The sequence below is a fragment of the Magnetospirillum sp. 15-1 genome, from assembly GCF_900184795.1.
GTDB lineage: Bacteria > Pseudomonadota > Alphaproteobacteria > Rhodospirillales > Magnetospirillaceae > Phaeospirillum.
Map to the genome: position 1 here is coordinate 48,502 of NZ_FXXN01000016.1, position 16,832 is coordinate 65,333.

14 protein-coding genes are annotated in these 16,832 nt (G+C 67.3%); 6 read left to right on the forward strand and 8 right to left on the reverse strand.

The genetic code is table 11. From position 1 onward, the window contains the following. The first annotated feature begins 71 nt into the window (after positions 1-71). On the forward strand, positions 72-2,231 hold the full coding sequence (locus tag CP958_RS03130) for a methyl-accepting chemotaxis protein (protein WP_096700622.1): 2,160 nt from the start codon (positions 72-74) through the stop codon (positions 2,229-2,231). 19 nt (positions 2,232-2,250) lie between these two features. On the opposite strand, the gene CP958_RS03135 is transcribed toward CP958_RS03130, so the two are convergent. Genes CP958_RS03135 through CP958_RS03145 form a run of 3 tightly spaced genes read right to left on the reverse strand, consistent with a single transcriptional unit; the run spans position 2,251 to position 6,667 of the window. Continuing rightward, complete coding sequence (locus CP958_RS03135; protein WP_096700548.1) at positions 2,251-3,231, reverse strand: lysylphosphatidylglycerol synthase domain-containing protein; 981 nt, start codon at positions 3,229-3,231, stop codon at positions 2,251-2,253. Then, a complete protein-coding gene (gene hpnK / locus CP958_RS03140; RefSeq protein WP_096700549.1) occupies positions 3,228-4,094 on the reverse strand; it encodes a hopanoid biosynthesis-associated protein HpnK in 867 nt (288 codons plus the stop codon). The genes CP958_RS03135 and hpnK overlap by 4 nt, the downstream gene beginning before the upstream one ends. Next, a complete protein-coding gene (locus CP958_RS03145; RefSeq protein ID WP_096700550.1) occupies positions 4,091-6,667 on the reverse strand; it encodes an MMPL family transporter in 2,577 nt (858 codons plus the stop codon). The genes hpnK and CP958_RS03145 overlap by 4 nt, the downstream gene beginning before the upstream one ends. Before the next feature lie 139 nt (positions 6,668-6,806). On the opposite strand from CP958_RS03145, the gene CP958_RS03150 reads away from it, so the two are divergent. Further along, complete coding sequence (locus CP958_RS03150; protein WP_096700551.1) at positions 6,807-7,841, forward strand: cache domain-containing protein; 1,035 nt, start codon at positions 6,807-6,809, stop codon at positions 7,839-7,841. An 11-nt stretch (positions 7,842-7,852) separates the two neighbouring features. After that, on the forward strand, positions 7,853-9,874 hold the full coding sequence (locus tag CP958_RS03155; protein WP_096700552.1) for a YgiQ family radical SAM protein: 2,022 nt from the start codon (positions 7,853-7,855) through the stop codon (positions 9,872-9,874). On the opposite strand, the gene CP958_RS03160 is transcribed toward CP958_RS03155, so the two are convergent. The 4 genes from CP958_RS03160 to CP958_RS03175 form a co-directional block, all read right to left on the reverse strand. Beyond that, a complete protein-coding gene (locus CP958_RS03160; RefSeq protein ID WP_096700553.1) occupies positions 9,871-11,841 on the reverse strand; it encodes a PAS-domain containing protein in 1,971 nt (656 codons plus the stop codon). The genes CP958_RS03155 and CP958_RS03160 overlap by 4 nt on opposite strands. 105 nt (positions 11,842-11,946) lie before the next feature. Continuing rightward, positions 11,947-12,861: a diguanylate cyclase gene (locus tag CP958_RS03165; protein ID WP_096700554.1), complete on the reverse strand. Its 915-nt coding sequence runs from the start codon at positions 12,859-12,861 to the stop codon at positions 11,947-11,949. Then, a complete protein-coding gene (locus CP958_RS03170; protein ID WP_096700555.1) occupies positions 12,858-14,012 on the reverse strand; it encodes an EAL domain-containing protein in 1,155 nt (384 codons plus the stop codon). The genes CP958_RS03165 and CP958_RS03170 overlap by 4 nt, the downstream gene beginning before the upstream one ends. Before the next feature lie 84 nt (positions 14,013-14,096). Beyond that, positions 14,097-14,483, reverse strand: a complete 387-nt coding sequence (locus CP958_RS03175; RefSeq protein WP_096700556.1) for a hypothetical protein — start codon at positions 14,481-14,483, stop codon at positions 14,097-14,099. Positions 14,484-14,641: 158 nt separating this feature from the next. Here CP958_RS03175 and CP958_RS03180 point away from each other — a divergent pair, with 158 nt between their 5' ends. The 3 genes from CP958_RS03180 to CP958_RS03190 all read left to right on the forward strand — a co-directional run bounded on the left by CP958_RS03180 (position 14,642) and on the right by CP958_RS03190 (position 16,203). Continuing rightward, the gene (locus CP958_RS03180) at positions 14,642-15,067 is read left to right on the forward strand and encodes a hemerythrin family protein (RefSeq protein WP_096700557.1); all 426 of its coding nucleotides are present in this window, start codon (positions 14,642-14,644) and stop codon (positions 15,065-15,067) included. 33 nt (positions 15,068-15,100) lie between these two features. After that, on the forward strand, positions 15,101-15,592 hold the full coding sequence (locus CP958_RS03185) for a hypothetical protein (RefSeq protein ID WP_096700558.1): 492 nt from the start codon (positions 15,101-15,103) through the stop codon (positions 15,590-15,592). A 98-nt stretch (positions 15,593-15,690) separates the two neighbouring features. Continuing rightward, positions 15,691-16,203 carry a copper chaperone PCu(A)C gene (locus CP958_RS03190; RefSeq protein ID WP_096700559.1) on the forward strand — a complete coding sequence of 171 codons (513 nt, stop codon included), beginning with the start codon at positions 15,691-15,693 and terminating at the stop codon, positions 16,201-16,203. Between the two features lie 53 nt (positions 16,204-16,256). Here the strand turns inward: CP958_RS03190 and CP958_RS03195 are convergent, their stop codons facing one another. After that, positions 16,257-16,832 (reverse strand): TlpA disulfide reductase family protein, encoded by a 576-nt coding sequence (locus tag CP958_RS03195; protein WP_096700560.1) that lies wholly within the window; start codon positions 16,830-16,832, stop codon positions 16,257-16,259.

A 16,832-nucleotide genomic window follows, 5' to 3' on the forward strand; every position in this document is an offset into this window, starting at 1 on the left:
ATCCAAAGGTAGATTTAGTTGTGCGGAAAAATCAACCGGACGGGGTGATCGAGCCGGAATGGAGAGTGTCGATGCGTGATAATGGACCGATTACCAACCGTGAAGTGGAATTGCGGGACGGCGACATGCTGGTGTCGCGCACTGATGCCGGCGGCCGCATCACCTTCGTCAATAAGGCGTTCATCGATATCAGCGGCTTCACCGAGCAAGAGCTGCTGGGCGCCCCCCACAACGTGGTGCGCCATCCCCATATGCCCAAGGAGGCGTTCACCGATCTGTGGGTGGCCATCAAGTCCGGGCGGCCGTGGGAAGGCTATGTCAAGAACCGCACCAAGACCGGCGACCATTACTGGGTGCTGGCCAACGTCACGCCGTTTATGGAAGAGGGACGGATCGCCGGCTTCATCTCCATCCGCTCCAAGCCGACCCGCGCCCAGATCAATGCCGCCGAGCAGGCTTATCAGCTGTTCCGCGACGGCAAGGCCCAGGGACTGACCATCCGTGACGGGCGGGTGGTGTCCACCGGATTGGCCGGCAAGCTTGCCGAGTTGAAGAATTCCATCGCCGGACGTCTGTGCGGAGTGCTGGCGACGCTGGGCGTACTGATGCTGGTGGTGGGCTGGCTGGGCATTTCCGGCATGCGCGGCATCGGCAACGATGTGCGCGAGGTCTATCAGGAGAACACCCTGCCGGCCATCGATCTGGCCGAGATCGCCGATCTGGCGCAGGAAAACTATCGCCAGATCGCCAGCATCGCGCTCCAGTTACAGACCAACCAGCATTGGGTGCCGGTCAGCGAGCGGCTGGCCGCCATCGAGGCCAATTCGCAGGCCATCAACCACAAGTGGGAACACTATGCCCAGGGCAGCCATCCGGCCGAGGAGGTGGCCCTGATCGAAAAATTCGCCAAGGCGCGGACAGCCTTTCGCGACCAGGGACTGCTGCCCGCCCTGGACCTTACCCGCAAGGCCGATGGTCCCGCCCTGGCCAAGCATTTCGGCGAAACCATGCGGCCGCTCTATAACGCCAACCATGTCGCGCTCAAGGACCTGATCACCTATCAGAGCCGGGATGCCGGCAAGACCTATGCCAGGGCCGAACAGAACCTGTCGTCGAAGGCCATGCTGGTGGTCGGCGCCCTGGTCGTCGCCATCATCCTGGGCTTCGTCCTGGCCGTCTGGATACTGGCCGGCATCCGCAACCCCTTGAAGGCCATGGAGCGCCATTTCGACGCCATCGCCGCCGGCAATCAGGCCCATGAGATTCCGGCGGCCGACGTGCATGAGTTCGGGCAACTGCACTCGCTGTTGCGCGCCCTCAAGGCCCGGCTCGGCTATTCCGCCCTGGAAAAGGCCGAGCTGGACCGTCAGGCCGAGGAAAACCGCAAGGCCGAGCTCAACCGCGTCGCCAAATCCCTGGAAGATCGCGTCAAGGGGGTGGTCGACCTGATCGACGTATCGTCGGGCTCGCTGCTGGGCAACGCCCAGACCCTGTCTGCCAATGCCCAGCAGACCATGGCCCAGGCGAGCAACGTCACCGCCATGACCGGACAGGTTACCGCCAATGTCCAGTCGGTGTCGGCGGCGACCCAGGAACTGTCGTCCTCGGTCACCGAGATTTCCCGTCAGGTAGCCCATGCCGCCACCATCTCGGGGGATGCGGTGCGTCAGGCGGGCGAGACCGACCGCATGGTGCGCGGTCTGGCCGAGGCGGCCCAGAAGATCGGCGACGTGGTCAGCCTGATCAACGATATCGCGGCCCAGACCAACCTTTTGGCACTCAACGCCACCATCGAGGCGGCCAGGGCCGGCGACGCTGGCAAGGGCTTCGCCGTGGTCGCCAACGAGGTCAAGCATCTGGCCAACCAGACCGCCAGGGCCACCGAGGAGATCGGCCAGCAGGTCAATGCCATCCAGTCCGAGACCCGGTCGGCGGTGGACGCCATCCGCTCCATCTCGGGCACCATCGAGAATATCAGCGAGTTGTCCTCGGCCATCGCGGCGGCGGTGGAGGAGCAGGGCGCCGCCACCGCCGAGATCGCCCGTTCGGTGGAGCAGGCGGCCCACGGCACCGCCTCGGCCGCCGAGAACGTCGAGGTGGTCTCGGGCGCCGCCGAGGAAACCAAGATGATGTCGGATCAGGTCTACGACGCCGCCAACGGCCTCAAGGGCGCCTCCGACCAGTTGGCCCTGGAGGTGGCGGGCTTTATCCGCGAGATCCGCTGCGCGTAGAGGGCGCCGGTTCGGAGACTCAGGCCTCGGTCTTCTCGGCCGAGGCCTTTGCCTTGGCGGTGGAGTGCTCGATGTAGTGCCAGGCGAACAGGGCCGGCAGGCCCATCAGCAATTCACGCCCGCGCTTGAGCAGCGATACCGCCAGGGCGATCTCGGTGGGCAGGCCCAGCACGGCGCCCACCAGCATGTAGCCGCCTTCCTGCAGGCCGATGGCGCCGGGCACCACGAAGGCCACCGAGCGGATAGCGTAGATGATGCTTTCCAGGGCCAGCACCTCGGCCAGCCCCATGGGATAGCCCAGCAGGCGCAGCGCCACCCAGGCCTCCAGCGCGCCCGCCGCCCAGGCCAGGACGTGCCAGAAGACCGAGCGGGCGAAGCGGCGGTGGTTGGCATAGAGGGCGTTGACGGCGGCATGCACCCCCGAATCGGCATCGGGGGCGTCCCAGGCATGGGGCATGATCCTGGACGGCAGGGTCTCGAGGAACCGCATCACCACCGAGCGCTGCAGCGCCACGAAGACGGCCAGACCGGGGATGCTGACGCCCAGGGCGATCAGCGCCCAGCGGGTGACCGCCGCGTCGGGATAGAGATGCAGCCACAGGCCGACGCCCAGCAGGCTGAAGAAGAACTGGGCGATGGCCTCGGCGGTGACGTCCACCATGACGATGGCGCTGGCATCGGCGACGCGGAAGCCGTAGCGGGTCATCAGGCGGATGGCGGCCATCTCGCCCGACAGCGGCAGGATGCCGGCCAGTTCGCCCACTCCGTCCTTGATCCAGCGGGCCACCGAGAATTTCAGGGTGGGGACGTCGTCTTGCAGCAGGCCCCAGGCGATGCCGCACAGCGCCACCGGCAAAGCGTGGGTCAGCGCCATCAGCGCCACGCCGCTCCAGCCGGCGGTATCGAGCGCCCCGCCCACGTCGCCGAAGCCATCGCGCATGTACCAGGCGGCGATGACGATCAGGACGATGACGCCCAGGCGCAGCAGGTTGCCTTTCATCGGCGTGCCGCCTCCTGCGCGAAGGTGGTCAGCGTGATGCCCAACGCGGCGACCTTGCGGCGGTTTTCCGGAGCGATCAGCGCCTTGTACTCCTCGTCGATGCGGTAATGGGGCGGCATGGGCCGCGGTGCCGTCCAATGTCCGGTGGCGGGATGGCTGTAGATTTCCGACAGGCCGTCGGGCAGCACGTCCAGGAACGAGTTCACCTTGGCGGCGTCCATCTGGCCCGAATCGTTGATGCCGAAGGCCCGTTCGTTGACCACCAGCCCCCTGGCCCTGGCCTTGGCCGCCATGGCGCGGTTGCGCCGCCAGTGGAAGATGCCGTTGAGCAGGCGGGTGCCCAGCCTGTCGCCCCGCGCCCGGTATGAGCGCAGCGGCGGTTCCCACGGAATGCGGATGCCCGGCGCGCCGTACTCCACCGCCAGTTCGAGCACCAGATCGAATACGGTGGGGTGCTGGTGGTAGTGGTGATGGAAGTCCACATGGGCCAGAGGCAGGCCGGTGGCCTTGAACAGCTCGAACTGGGCGCGCATCTCGGCGGTGACCTGACGCTGCGCGTCCTTGGACAGAAAGATGCGGGTGCCGAGCCGCACCAGATCGCGGGTGAACAGGCCCTGCTCGTTGACCAGATCGGGAATCCGCGACGGCGCCAGGGCGGGGATGCCGTCCACCAGGGTGACGTGCAGTCCGACGCCCAGATTGGGCAGCCGCCGGGCGCGCTCCACCGCGTCGTCCACCGCGCCTTCGGTGACCATCAGGCTGGCGGCGGTCAGGATGCCGTCGACATGGCCCTCCTCCACCGCCTGATTGACCTGGAGGGAGCGGCCGAAATCATCGGCGGTGACGATCAGGCGCTTGCTCACTTGGGCTTACCGATCAGGTGGAAGATGGCTGGCAGCACCACGAAGGTGGATACCACCGTGATGCCCAGCGACAGGAACAGCAGGACACCCATGGAGGCGGTGCCCAGGTGGGGCGATACCGCCAGACTGCCAAAGGCCGAGCCGGTGGTCAGCGCCGAGAACAGCACCGCCCGGGTGGTGGGCGACGACAGGTGATCGGTGACGCCGTTGCGCCAGTTGACCACGAAATAGATGTTGAAGGCCACGCCGATGCCCAGCAGCAGCGGCAGGGCGATGACGTTGGCGAAGTTCAGCGCGATGCCGGCCAGCCGGGCGACGATGACCGTGGCCAGGGCTCCCAGCACCAGCGGCGCCAGCACCAGCACGGAATCCAGCACCCGCCGGACCATCAGGCCCAGCAGCAGGCCGATGGCGAGGATGGCGCCGATGGCGGCGATGGCGAAGGCCCGGATCACCACCCGCCCGGATTCCTCCATGGAGACGGGGGCGCCGATCACGTCGGGAGTGACCGCCGAAACGGCGGCGATGAAGCGGCGGCGCTGCTCCTCGTCCTGAACGTCGAACTTGGGCAGGATCTGGACGCGGGTCCGCCGGCCGTCGGAGGCGATCCATCCGTTCTTCATCTCGGCGGGCAGGGTGTCGAGGCTGACCGCCTCGGCGTCCAGCGAGCGCCGGATGCCCGACAGCAGGGCGGGAAGGCCGGCGGCGGCGGCCTTCTGATAGTCCTCGGCGGCCTTGGGGCCCTTGGCGGCGATGGCCTTGAGGTGCTCGGCCAGCCGCTTGGACGGCGGGTGGTCGGGGGCGATGGTCTCCAACTGCCCGGCCAGCCGGGTGACGGCGGCCAGCAATTCCTCGGGCGACGGGGCGGGCAGCACCTTGGCCGGGCTGAGGGTCGGCCCCAGCACCATGGCCACGTCGCCGATCATCGCCAGCTTTTCGTCCTGCCCGTCGGGGATGAAGGTGGTCACCGTCATGGCCCGGTGCACTTCGGGCAGGGCCGAGAACTTCTCGGCCAGGGCGGTGGCCGCTTCCACCGACGGGGCCAGGGTCTCCATGTTGTAGACGCCGTTGTCGGGATCGCGGGCCAGATCGAGGAAGGTGGAGACCGCCTCGGCCTTGGGGTCCTGCAGGTGCAGCGGATCGAAATCCATGGGCATGACGGGCAGCAGCGCGGCGCCGGTCAGCCCGACGACACATCCCATCACCACGATGGGTTTGGCATGGCGGCGCAGGAAGGCGTCGGCGGCCTGGAGCTTCAGGCCGACCGGCTCTTCCTCGGGCAGGGGCTTCAGCAGGGCCAGCAAAGCGGGCAGCAGGGTGAAGTCGATGATCAGGGCGATGATCATGCCGCCGCCGGCGATCAGCCCCAACTGGGACACCCCGGTATAATCGGTGGGCATGAACGACAGGAAGCCCACGGCGGTGGCGATGGCCGCCAGGGTCAGGGGCGCCGCCATGGCGGCCGCCGCGCCCTGCACCGCGGCGTGCGCGTCGCCCTTGAGATAGCGTTCGTTGCGATAGGCGGTGACGAACTGGATGCCGAAATCCACGGCGATGCCGACGAACATCACCGCGAAGGCCACGGAAATGGGGTTGAGGCTGCCCACCGTGGCGCTGGCGAAGGCGGCGGTTCCCACCAGGCCGACGATCAGGCTGATGACGATGGCCGCCACCACCCGGCCGGAGCGTACGCCCCAGAACAGCAGCAGCAGCACCGCCAGGAAGGACAGCGGTGCCGAAATCTCGACGCCCTCGGCCACGGTGGCGAAATTGGCGTCGGCCAGGGCCAGACTGCCGGTGACGCGCACGCGATAGCCCTTTTCCGGCACCAGCCCCAGGTCGCGGGCGGTGGCGCGCACCGCCTTGATCAGGTCGGAGGCCGGCTCCAGCTCGCTGTAATCGAGGGCGCCTCGCACCATCAGGAAGCGGCGTGGCGCATCCTTGGCCGGGCCGCCCGACATCAGGCCCTGCCAGTCCACCGGCTTGGCCGTCTGGCCGGCGGCGAGGGCGGCGGCCGGCTTGTCCAATTGGGCCAGCAGCGGCTCGATATCCTTGGGCTGGGCCTGCCCATGACTGATGCCCTGCAGCACCAGATCCACCGAGGCCAGCAGGCCGCGCAAGGAGGGGTCCTTGGCGATGGAGCCCAGCAGGGGCTGGGCCTGGACCAGACGCTCGACGATGTCGCTCAGCTCGGCGGTGGATAGGAACAGCAGGCCGTTCTTGCGGAAGAACACCTCCTCGGCCGGCCGCGCGGCGTCGTGGACGACGCCCTTGTGGGCGGCGGGCAGAGCCTGGGCCAGCCTTTCGACCGCGTCCTCGGCCAGTTCGGCGGTGGGGCCGTCGATGATCACCGCCAGCCGGTCGGTGGAGTGGGGAAAGGCCTGATCGATGGTCTTTTCCACCTTGCGGAACGGCAGGTCGGACGAGATCAGCTTGCTCTCGTCGGTGTCCAGCGACAGGTGGGTGGCGGCGAACCAACCCAGCAGCACGGTGACGGCCAGCGAGGCGATGACCACCGCCCAGGCGCGGCGCCAGCACCAGTCAACGAGTCCAACCGCCAGTATCCTTACCATCGTTCCTCGGCTTTCCCGTACGACCGGGAGCAAAGGGGGGAATGTGCCCCCTCGGCCCTTGCATAGCAAGAGTCATTGGCTTTGTGACGGCAAACGCGCTACCGTCCATGTTGCATTGCAGCATTGACCGAGGGCGGCAATGGTGAAGCAGGTCCACAGGACGGTGAAAGGCTGGGCGCGGCGGTGGCTGCCGCTGCTGCTGGCACCGCCCGCCCTGGTGGCGCTGCTGTTCAACGCCTGGGAATTCGGCAGCCTGTGGATCGAGCACGACCAGGCCTTCGAGGAGGCCCAGGTGCAGGTCCACGCCTTGTCCCGCGAGGTGTCGCGCACCCTGACCGCCACCCTCCAGCCGGTCGAGGTCCATATCACCGATCATCTGCGGCCGGTGGCGACGCGCTTCGTCGCCGCCCAGGCGTCCCAGCCGCAATTGCAGCGGGTCTTCCAGCTGACCACCCAGCGTCTGCCCCAGGTGGCGGCGGTGCTGGTGTTCGACGCCTCGGGGCGGCTGGCGGCCGCGTCGGTGCCGGCGCCCCATCCCGCTCCCGACATCTCGGGCGGCTTCTTCTTCCAGCGACACCGCGACCACGGTCGGGACGGCGCGATCTTCGTCGGCGATGCCGGCCTGACCGTGGGCGAGACCGGACCGGGCCGCTGGCGGCTGATGATCAGCCGCCGGCTGCAGGATCTGGACGGCCGCTTCCTGGGAATGCTGCTGGTGCAGCTGGATACCGAGTACATCTTTTCACAGGTCGCCGGGATGAGCCCCGGTCCCGGAGTGGCGGTGCGCATCTTCGACGATGCCGGCCGGTTGCTGGTCAATCACCCGCGCGACTATTCCCTGGCCGGAAAGACCTTCCTGGACAGCAGGCTATTCCGTCGCTGGGGCGTCGAGGGACGGGAACTGGCCGGACGCATTCCCGATCCCACCGACGGCACGCCGGAAATCGGCGTCTTTCGTGCCGTCGACGGCTATCCCGTCCTGGTCTCGGTCGGGTTGTCCGAGGATCTGGCCCTGGTGGAATGGTGGCGGGAATTGGCCATCCTGCTGCTGAGTGCCGTGGCTTTCATCGCCGCTTCCAGTCTGGCCGCGCGGCGGCCGCTGGCGAAATGGGTGTTGCATCTGAACGGCAAAGGGGAGGAAGAGAAGGGATTCGCCGACGGCGACGGCATTTGAGCGGAAGAGTCATGGACCAGCCGACCCCCCTTTCCTTTCCCCGCCGCCCGGCGGCGCCTTTCCTGCCCATGAGCCGGGCCGAGATGGATGTGCTCGGCTGGGATTGCTGTGACGTGGTGCTGGTCACCGGCGACGCCTATGTGGACCACCCCAGCTTCGGCATGGCCATCGTCGGCCGGCTGCTGGAATCCCAGGGCTTCCGGGTCGGTATCATCTCCCAGCCGGACTGGAGCGGGCCGGAGCCGTTCCGGGCGCTGGGCCGTCCCCGCCTGTTCTTCGGGGTGACGGCGGGCAACATGGATTCCATGGTCAACCGCTATACCTCGGACCGCCGGCTGCGCAGCGACGACAACTACACGCCGGGCGGTGAGGGAGGCAGGCGGCCCGACCGCGCCGTCATCGTCTACGCCCAACGCTGCCGCGAGGCCTTCAAGGACGTTCCCGTGGTGATCGGCGGCATCGAGGCCAGCCTTCGCCGCATCGCCCATTTCGATATCTGGTCGGAAAAGCTGCGCCGCTCGGTGCTGATGGACGCCAAGGCCGACCTTCTGGTGTTCGGTAACGCCGAGCGGGCCATCGTCGATATCGCCCGGCGGGCGGCGGCGGGCGAGGCGCCCAAATCCATGCACGACATCCGGGGGACCGTCTTGGTGCGCGACACGGTCCCCGCGGACTGGCAGGTGGTGGACGCCTCCGACATCGATGCTGCCCAGCCGGTGGTCAAGGGCGAGCGGGTGGTGGTGCGCCTGCCGTCCTTCGAGCAGGTTCGGGACGATCAGGTGCTCTACGCCCAGGCCTCGCGGGTGCTGCATCAGGAAAGCAACCCGCTCAACGCCCGCCCCCTGGTCCAGCGCCACGGCGACAAGGAATTGTGGGTCTCCCAGCCGCCGGTGCCGCTGTCCACCCCCGAACTGGACGGGGTCTACGACCTTCCCTATGCGCGGGGGCCGCATCCTTCCTACGGCGACGCCAAGATTCCCGCCTGGGAGATGATCCGCTTTTCCATCAACATCGTGCGCGGCTGTTTCGGCGGCTGTTCCTTCTGCTCCATCACCGAGCACGAGGGCCGTATCATCCAAAGCCGCTCGGAGGCCTCGATCATCCACGAGATCGAGGAAATCCGCGACAAGACCAAGGGCTTCACCGGCACTATTTCGGATTTGGGCGGCCCTACCGCCAATATGTGGCGCCTGGGCTGCCGCGAGCCCGAGGTGCAGAAGGTCTGCCGACGGCTGTCCTGCGTCTATCCCGATATCTGCAAGACCTTGGGAACCGACCATGATCCGCTGATCCGCCTTTACCGTGCGGCGCGCGGGGTCAAGGGTGTGAAGCGGGTCAGCATCGGCTCGGGCGTGCGCTACGATCTGGCGGTGACCAGCCCGGCCTATGTGGACGAACTGGTGCGCCATCATGTGGGCGGCTACCTGAAAATCGCCCCCGAGCACACCGAGGACGGGCCGCTCGCCAAGATGATGAAGCCGGGCATCGGCAGCTACGAGCGCTTCAAGGAGATGTTCGAGAAGGCGGCGGCCAAGGCGGGCAAGAAGCTCTACCTCATTCCCTATTTCATCGCCGCCCATCCCGGCACCACCGACCGGGATATGCTGAACCTGGCCCTGTGGCTGAAAAAGAACGGCTTCCGCCTGGATCAGGTGCAGACCTTCCTGCCCACCCCCATGTCGCTCGCCACCGCCATGTACCACAGCGGGCGCGACCCCATCCGGCCGGTACGCCGGGCGGGCGAGGAGGTGTTCACCGCCAAGGGCCTGCGTCAGCGGCGCCTGCACAAGGCCTTCCTGCGCTGGCACGATCCAGAGAACTGGCCGATTTTGCGGGAAGCCCTTCAGAAGATGGGCCGGGCCGACCTGATCGGACCGGGCCAGCACCAGCTGGTGCCGCGCGGCGGAGTCGCGCCGGCTTCCTCGTCAAAACCCGGAGCGGCATGCGCCAAGTCCGGCGCGCGCCGCGACCCGCCGCCATTGAGGCGGCGGCCAAGCGGCCGAAGGGCCGGGCCCGGCGAGGGGCAAACCTAAGGCGCGATGCACGATGCGGGGAAATAGACGCTGACCGTGGTGCCCTTGCCGGGCCTGGAGTGGATATCCAGACTGCCGCCGTGCAACTCGGCCAGGGACTTGGCCAGCGGCAGGCCCAGCCCGGCGCCTTCGAAGCGGCGGTCCAGCCCGGTATCCACCTGACCGAAGGGCGACAGCGCTATGGCGATGTCCGCCTCGCTCATGCCGATGCCGCTGTCGATCACGTGGAAGGCGATGCCGCCCGCAGACTGGCGCTCGCCCCGCAGGGTGACGCTGCCGCCCGGCGGCGTGAACTTCACGGCGTTGCCCAGCAGGTTGATGAGAATCTGCTTGGTGCGCCGGGAATCGATCAGCATGGCGGGCAGGGACTCGGGAACCTCCTCGGCCAGCCGGATACCTCCCGCCTCGGCGCGGGTGCTCACCAGGCGCAGGCAGGAATCCGCCAGTTCGTGCGGACTGGTTTGCTCGATGCACAAGGTGAAGGCGCCGATTTCGATGCGCGAGATGTCCAGGATGTCGTTGATCATGGCCAGCAGGTGCTGCCCGGCCGAGTTGATGTCCTGGCCGTAGGCGCGGTAGCGCTCGCCCACCGGCCCGAACATCTCGCGCGAGATGATTTCCGAGAACCCCAGGATGGCGTTGAGGGGGGTGCGCAACTCGTGGCTCATGGCGGCCAGGAAGTCGGTCTTGGTCCGGTTGGCGGCCTGGGCCATGGCGGTGGCCTCGCGCAGCCGCTGCTCTGCCTGATGGCGATGGGTGACGTCGTGGGAGATCACCATCACCCGGGCGATGCCGTCCTGGTCGATGGGGTAGGGGGTCATGGTGGTCTCGAACCAGCGGCCGTCGCGTTCGTCCTCGAAATAGACGGCATGTCCCTCGAATACCGCCTGCTGGGCGTGGGCGAAGCGGCGCTCGGCCACCTGGGGCGGCATGGCCGCGAAGATGTTGGTGCCGATCATCTCGTCCTTGGTGGCCCCCAGACCGCGCGCCGCTTCTTCGTTCAGGTCGACGATGGCGCCGTCCATGCCGATCAGCAGCACGAGCAGCCCCGGAGCATCCAGCATGGCGCGGGCCATGGTGGCGGCTTCACGGAGCGATTCCTCCGCCTTGGCGCGCGCCGTGATGTCGGTGAAGGTGCTGATGAAGCCGCGGCCGGGGATGGGATTGCCGCGCACCTCGATGACCGTGCCGTCGGGCCGGGTGCGGTCGAAGGCGTGGGGTTCCATCTTGCGGGCCTTCTCGACCCGCTGGCGGGCCAGTTCGGCGGGGTCGCCGGGGCCATATTCGCCACGCTGGGCGTTATAGAGCATGAACTCGTGGAAATTGATGCCCTTGACGTTGAGGCTGATGGGAACCTGGGTCAGCTCGAAGAACACCTTGTTGGCCACCACCAGATCCAGGTTGCTGTCGAACAGGCAGACGCCCTGCGGCATGTGCTGGACGGTGGCTTCCAGGAATTCGCCATAGGCGCGGTGGCGCTCCTCGCTCTCGCGCAGCGCCTGGGTGCGGCGCTCGACCATCTGGTCGAGACGGTCGTTGGAATCGCGCAAATTCTCGGCGATCTGACGGCTGACCGTGACGTCGCTGTAGGTGGTGACGAAGCCGCCGCCGGGCAGCGGGTTGCCGATGATCTCCAGGATGGTGCCGTTGGGCCGCATGCGCTCCAGGCGGTGGGGCTGGAATTCCAGCGCCGAATCCACCCGGGCGCGGACATAGGCCTCGACGTCGCAATCGCCGTATTCGCCGCGCCGGGCGTTGAAGCGGATGATGTCGGCGAATTCCAGGCCGTTGTGGAGAAAACCGTCGGGGAATTCGTGCAACTCCGTGAACCGGCGGTTCCACAGCATCAGGCGCAGGTCGACGGAAAACACCGAGATGCCCTGATCGAGGTGATCGAGCACACCCTGCATCATCGTCATGTCGATGCCATGACCGGACGGAGCGCCCTGGTGGCCCTCTGCCTTCATTCCGTCTGCCTCCCGGGGCGATTATCTTTTTTGGGGAAATGATAATCGATTTCGGCTTCCGTACCAGCCCCTAATAGGTCTTTGGACCGGCGGCCGCGGAAGGTTTCAGTCCTCGCCGCCACCGCTCCAGGTTGTAACCCGGTTGCGGCCGCCGCGCTTGCCGTCGTAAAGCGCGGTATCGGCGCGGTCGAGGGATTCCTCTACCGACAGGTCGGCGGACAGTTCCGCCAGGCCGAAAGTGGCGGTGACGGGAATGGACTGGCCCGAGGCGGTGGTCAGGCGCAGAGCGGCGATGGCGACGCGCATGCGCTCGAGCACCTGGACCCCCGCTTCCTGGGTGGCGGCCGGCAGGCAGACCAGGAATTCCTCGCCGCCATAGCGGTACAGCACGTCGTAGGGCCGCACGGTATTGCGCAGGACTTCCGCCACCGCGCGGAGCACCCGGTCGCCCACCGAGTGCCCGAAGGTGTCGTTGACCCGCTTGAAATGGTCGATATCGGCCATGCCGACGCAGCAGGGCTGCTTGAGGCGGATGGAGCGGTCGCGCTCGGCGATCAGGTGGCCCATCATGGTCTGGCGGTTGCCCAGGCCGGTCAGGGCGTCCACCGTGGCCAGGGTGCGCCATGCGTCGCGCTCCAGCCCCTGGGCGGTGGTGCTGAAGGCCAGGACCAGGGCCATCATGGACTCGTAATCCGAGGTGGTGACGGTGTGGCCGCCCGCCGCCCGCTCGGTGACCTGTTCCGCCTTGAAATGGATGTCGCGGTGAAGCTGGCCCAGTTCGGCGAAGGCGGGATAGGCGGCCAGCACCGACTGGCCGGCGCCGTCGTACCATGCGGTGAAGCGGCAATGGTCGGCGGCCGGGTTGGGCCGGGCATGGTCGTCCCAGTTGAGGACCGAACTGTACCAGGCCTGCAGCCAGTCCACGTGGCTGGTCAGCGCGTGCTGATAGGCGGCCAGACTGGCGAAGACCCGCTCGGTCTGGACATGGGCCTGGGTGGCGGCGTCGGACTGACCGCTCATGAGGCGCTCTTTCTCAGGGCTTCGTCCACCGCCCGGGGAGCGGCGAAGCGGGTGCCTTGCCCCAGGGTGAAGCCCAGTTCCAGCAGGATGCCGGTGGTCTCCCCGGTCTCGATGCCCTCGACGATGATCTCGATGCCCAGGCGGCCGCATAATTCCCGCAAGCCCTCCAGCACGCCGCGCTGGCGGGCCGAGGACTCGACGCCTTCCACCATGCTGCCGTCGATCTTCAGGATGTCGATGGGCAGGCGGTAAAGGAAGGCCAGTGGCGAGAAGCCGGTGCCGAAATCATCCAGCGCGATGCGGATGCCGCAATCGCGCAGTTCGGCCAGCATGGAATCGGCGTCCGAGGTCTCGTCGATCAGCATGGTCTCGGTGATCTCGACGCAGATGCGGCGCGGCGGCAGCCGGTGCTGGGCCAGCATGCGCTTCAGGGTGTCCACCAGGGTGCGGTCGCGCAGGTGCCAGGCCGAGATGTTGATGGCCACGAAGGGCGCATTCTCGTCGCGTCCGAAGCCGGCGCAGATGTTCAGCGCCCGGTCGGCCATGGTCAGATCGATGCGGCGGATCAGGCCGGTGCGGCGGGCCAGCGGCAGGAAGTCGCAGGGCGTCAGCAGACCGAATTTCTCGGACCGCCAGCGCGCCAGGGATTCGTACCCCTTGATGGCGCCGGTCCGCAGGTCGACGATGGGTTGGAGGAACGGCTCGATCTCGCCGCGGATGATGCCTTCGGCGATGTCGCGCTCGCGCAGTACCTCCTCGAAGCCGGGGCCGAAATCCGAACTTTGCAGGGCGGCCATCACCTCGGAATCGGCCATGGCGCGCGTCTTCCGCAGGCGGCCGACCAGCTTGCGCATCAACTCGGCGAAGAAGGGATCGGAACGGGCGATGGATTGCTGGATCTTCTCGGCCCGCACCATTACCAGCCGGGCCGGCGTCTCGGCCATGGCGGTGGTCGAGCGCGGCTCGCCGTCGATGACGCCCAATTCACCGAACACCTCGCCCGGTCCCAGCCGGGCAAGACGGCGGCTTTCACACTGGCCGTCGGCATCGTGCCGGATTTCGATGGTGCCCGACTCGATCAGATAGGCCATGTCGGCGGCATCGCCCTGGCGGAAGATCTCCTCGCCCGCCGCAACATCCCTGGTCAGCATGCCTTCATCCGCTCCGCGAAACGTCCGATTATATGAATAGGTAGTGAACCACGCCCGGTGCCCGGTGGGCAAGTGTAAGGTAAATTACGTATTCGGCGGAGGCGGGGGCAGGGTGACGCGCACCGGCTGGCCTTCCTGCAGCGCCGCCCGCGACAGCAGGGTGTTGACGGCATCCATGGCGGAGTCCACCGCCCAGCGCACCTGGGTCTCGCCCGCCTGATTGCCATGGGCCACCGCCTCGGGAAGGATGCTTTTCTGCAAGAAGGCGGCAAAGCCGGCCAAGGCGCGTGCGCTCAGTTCCAGGCCATCGCCGGGCACCTGGAAATCCGGTTCCCTCTCCACCGTATCGGCGATGCGGCGCAGTACGGCCATCATGTCCACGGTTCGCGCGTCCAAGGCGGCGGGCGCGGCGGCCTCGGTCTTGGCCGCGACGAAGCGGAGCATGGAGGAAAAGAAGGCATATGAAGACATGGGCTATAACTTTCGGTGTGTTTGACGAATTCTTCTACGCCGTTCGGTTCGCGTTTGACGCCAAACCGTCATGAAACGACAGGAAAGCGTTACAGACTGGCGTTTGTTCGCTCGCGGTATTTGCAAGATGATTCTCTTGTACTTCCGTGGAGGTGGGTATGGCCGCCAGTTACAGCATCGGACATCCGGTCCTCGACGACGACCATGATCGCATGATCGCCGCGTGGCGTGAACTGGAAGCCAGCCGGACCCTGGAGGCGGCCAAGGCGGCGGCCTCCCGGCTGATGGCCGAGGCCAGCGGGCATTTCGATCGCGAGGAACAGTTCATGGCCCTGTGCGGCTATCCTGATCTGGCTCGGCATAAGAGGCTGCATGCGGAAATGGGGGCGGCGCTCCGTCATGTACTGTTGTTGCCGCTGTTGGGCAAGGGTGGGCACGAGGGCTTCATCCTGGCCATGCGCGCCCTGATGGACAAGTGGGTGATGGCCCACATCCTGGGCGAGGATTCCAGGCTGGCCCCCTATGTCCGGGCGGCCCAGGCCCGGCTTGGCGGGCACCGTCCCGCCATGGCGGCCCGCCACTGATCCTTACCTTTTCTCCACACTTGATCTGCGTCAATGTTCGCCGCCGCCGGGCGTGCGTTCCTGTATCGGACCCCAAGGAGGATCGCTTTGCGCTCTGCCCGCGCCGCCCTATCCATCCGCCGTATCGGCCGTCGCCCCATGGCGCGGCTGCTGGCGGTGGCGTTGGTGGCGGCGGGCTTCGTCTTCCAGGGTCTGCTTCCCGGTCTCGATCTGGCGTTCAGGGGGGATACCCTTCTGGTGACGCTGGCCGCGCGGACCGGCATCTGCCACGCGTCACTCGCGGGCGGAACCGAGCGTACGGCGGTTCCATCTCCCCTGAGTGACGACGAGCAGTCGGAAAGCCACGGATGCTGTCTGGTGTGCCAGGCCGCGTCGTCGGCGAAAGGGGCATTGCCGTCCCCAACCTTCAAAGTACCCACCGCAGGTACGGCAGGGCTTCGCATCGCCGCGACCGCGTCGTCACACATCGACGGGCAGGCATCCCACCACCATTTCGCCCGCGGTCCCCCGGCCGTCGCGGCCTGACGCCGCCTTTCCTCCGCTCCAGCAATGTCCTATGTTCATTTTTCGCCACCCCGGCATCCGGGGGCGGCTACGCTCGATTACTGTCCGGAGTTTCGTCCATGAAGTCCTTTGCCATTGCCGCCGCCCTGCTGCTGGGTCTGTCCGTCGCCGGTCAGGCGGCCGCCGCCGATATCGAGGTGGCCAACCCGTTCATGCGGGCCGCTCCCATGGCCGGCGGCACCGGAGCCGCCTTCATGACCATCAACAATCATGGTGCCGCCGACCGCCTGTTGGCGGCGGAAGCCGGCATTTCCAAGAGCGTCGAGCTGCACACCCATGTGAAGGACGGCGACATCTACCGCATGCGCAAGGTCGAGTCCCTGGTGGTGCCCGAGCACGGCACGGCCGAGATGAAGCCGGGCGGCGACCACATCATGTTCATCGGCCTCAACGCTCCCATGAAGGAAGGCGCCACGGTGCAGCTCACTCTCAAGTTCGAGAAGGCCGGCGCGGTGGTGGTTCAGGTGCCGGTCCTGGCGCCCGGCGCCATGGCTCCTGGTGCCATGGTTCCCGGTGGAGGGGCTCCCGGTGCCGCCATGCCGGGCGGCATGATGCACCACGGCCACAAATAGGGACTTCCCCCAGGCGGCTCGACGCGTCGAGCCGCCAGAATTCCGCGTTTGCCTTACGGGGCCGCGCCCATTCTGACCGGGGGCGGCGCCATGTCCGGGGTGAGCGGGTTTCCCGCCGCCAGGGCGTCCAGCAGGCGGGCGGCCGGCGGGCCGTCCCACTCGGCGGCCCCGATGAAGCGGGCGATTTCGCGGCCCTCGCGGTCGATCAGCAAGGTCACCGGCAAGGCGGGGGCGTCCAGCTTCTCCGCCGCCACGCGATTCTCGTCGGTGCGGATATCCAGATTCTTGATGCCCAAGCGGGCGAAGGTGTTGGCGACCGCCACCTTGCCGCTGCGGTCGAGCGACAGGGCGACCAGGACCACGCCCTTGGCGTCGAGAGCGGGTTTGAGCCTGTCCAGGGCGGGCAGTTCGGCGACGCAGGGCATGCACCAGCTGGCCCACAGATTGAGCAGGACCGGCTTGCCCTTCAAGGTGTCCAGCCCGGCGGCCCTGGACTCGGCGTCGCGGATGTCGATGGCGGCCACCGGCCGGGGCTGGTCGTGAATGATCAGGCCGCGCTGCCCCTTGGCGGCGGCGGCGGGAAAGGCGGCCAGGGCGGCGGCGCTCAGGATGAAGGCGCGGCGCTTCAT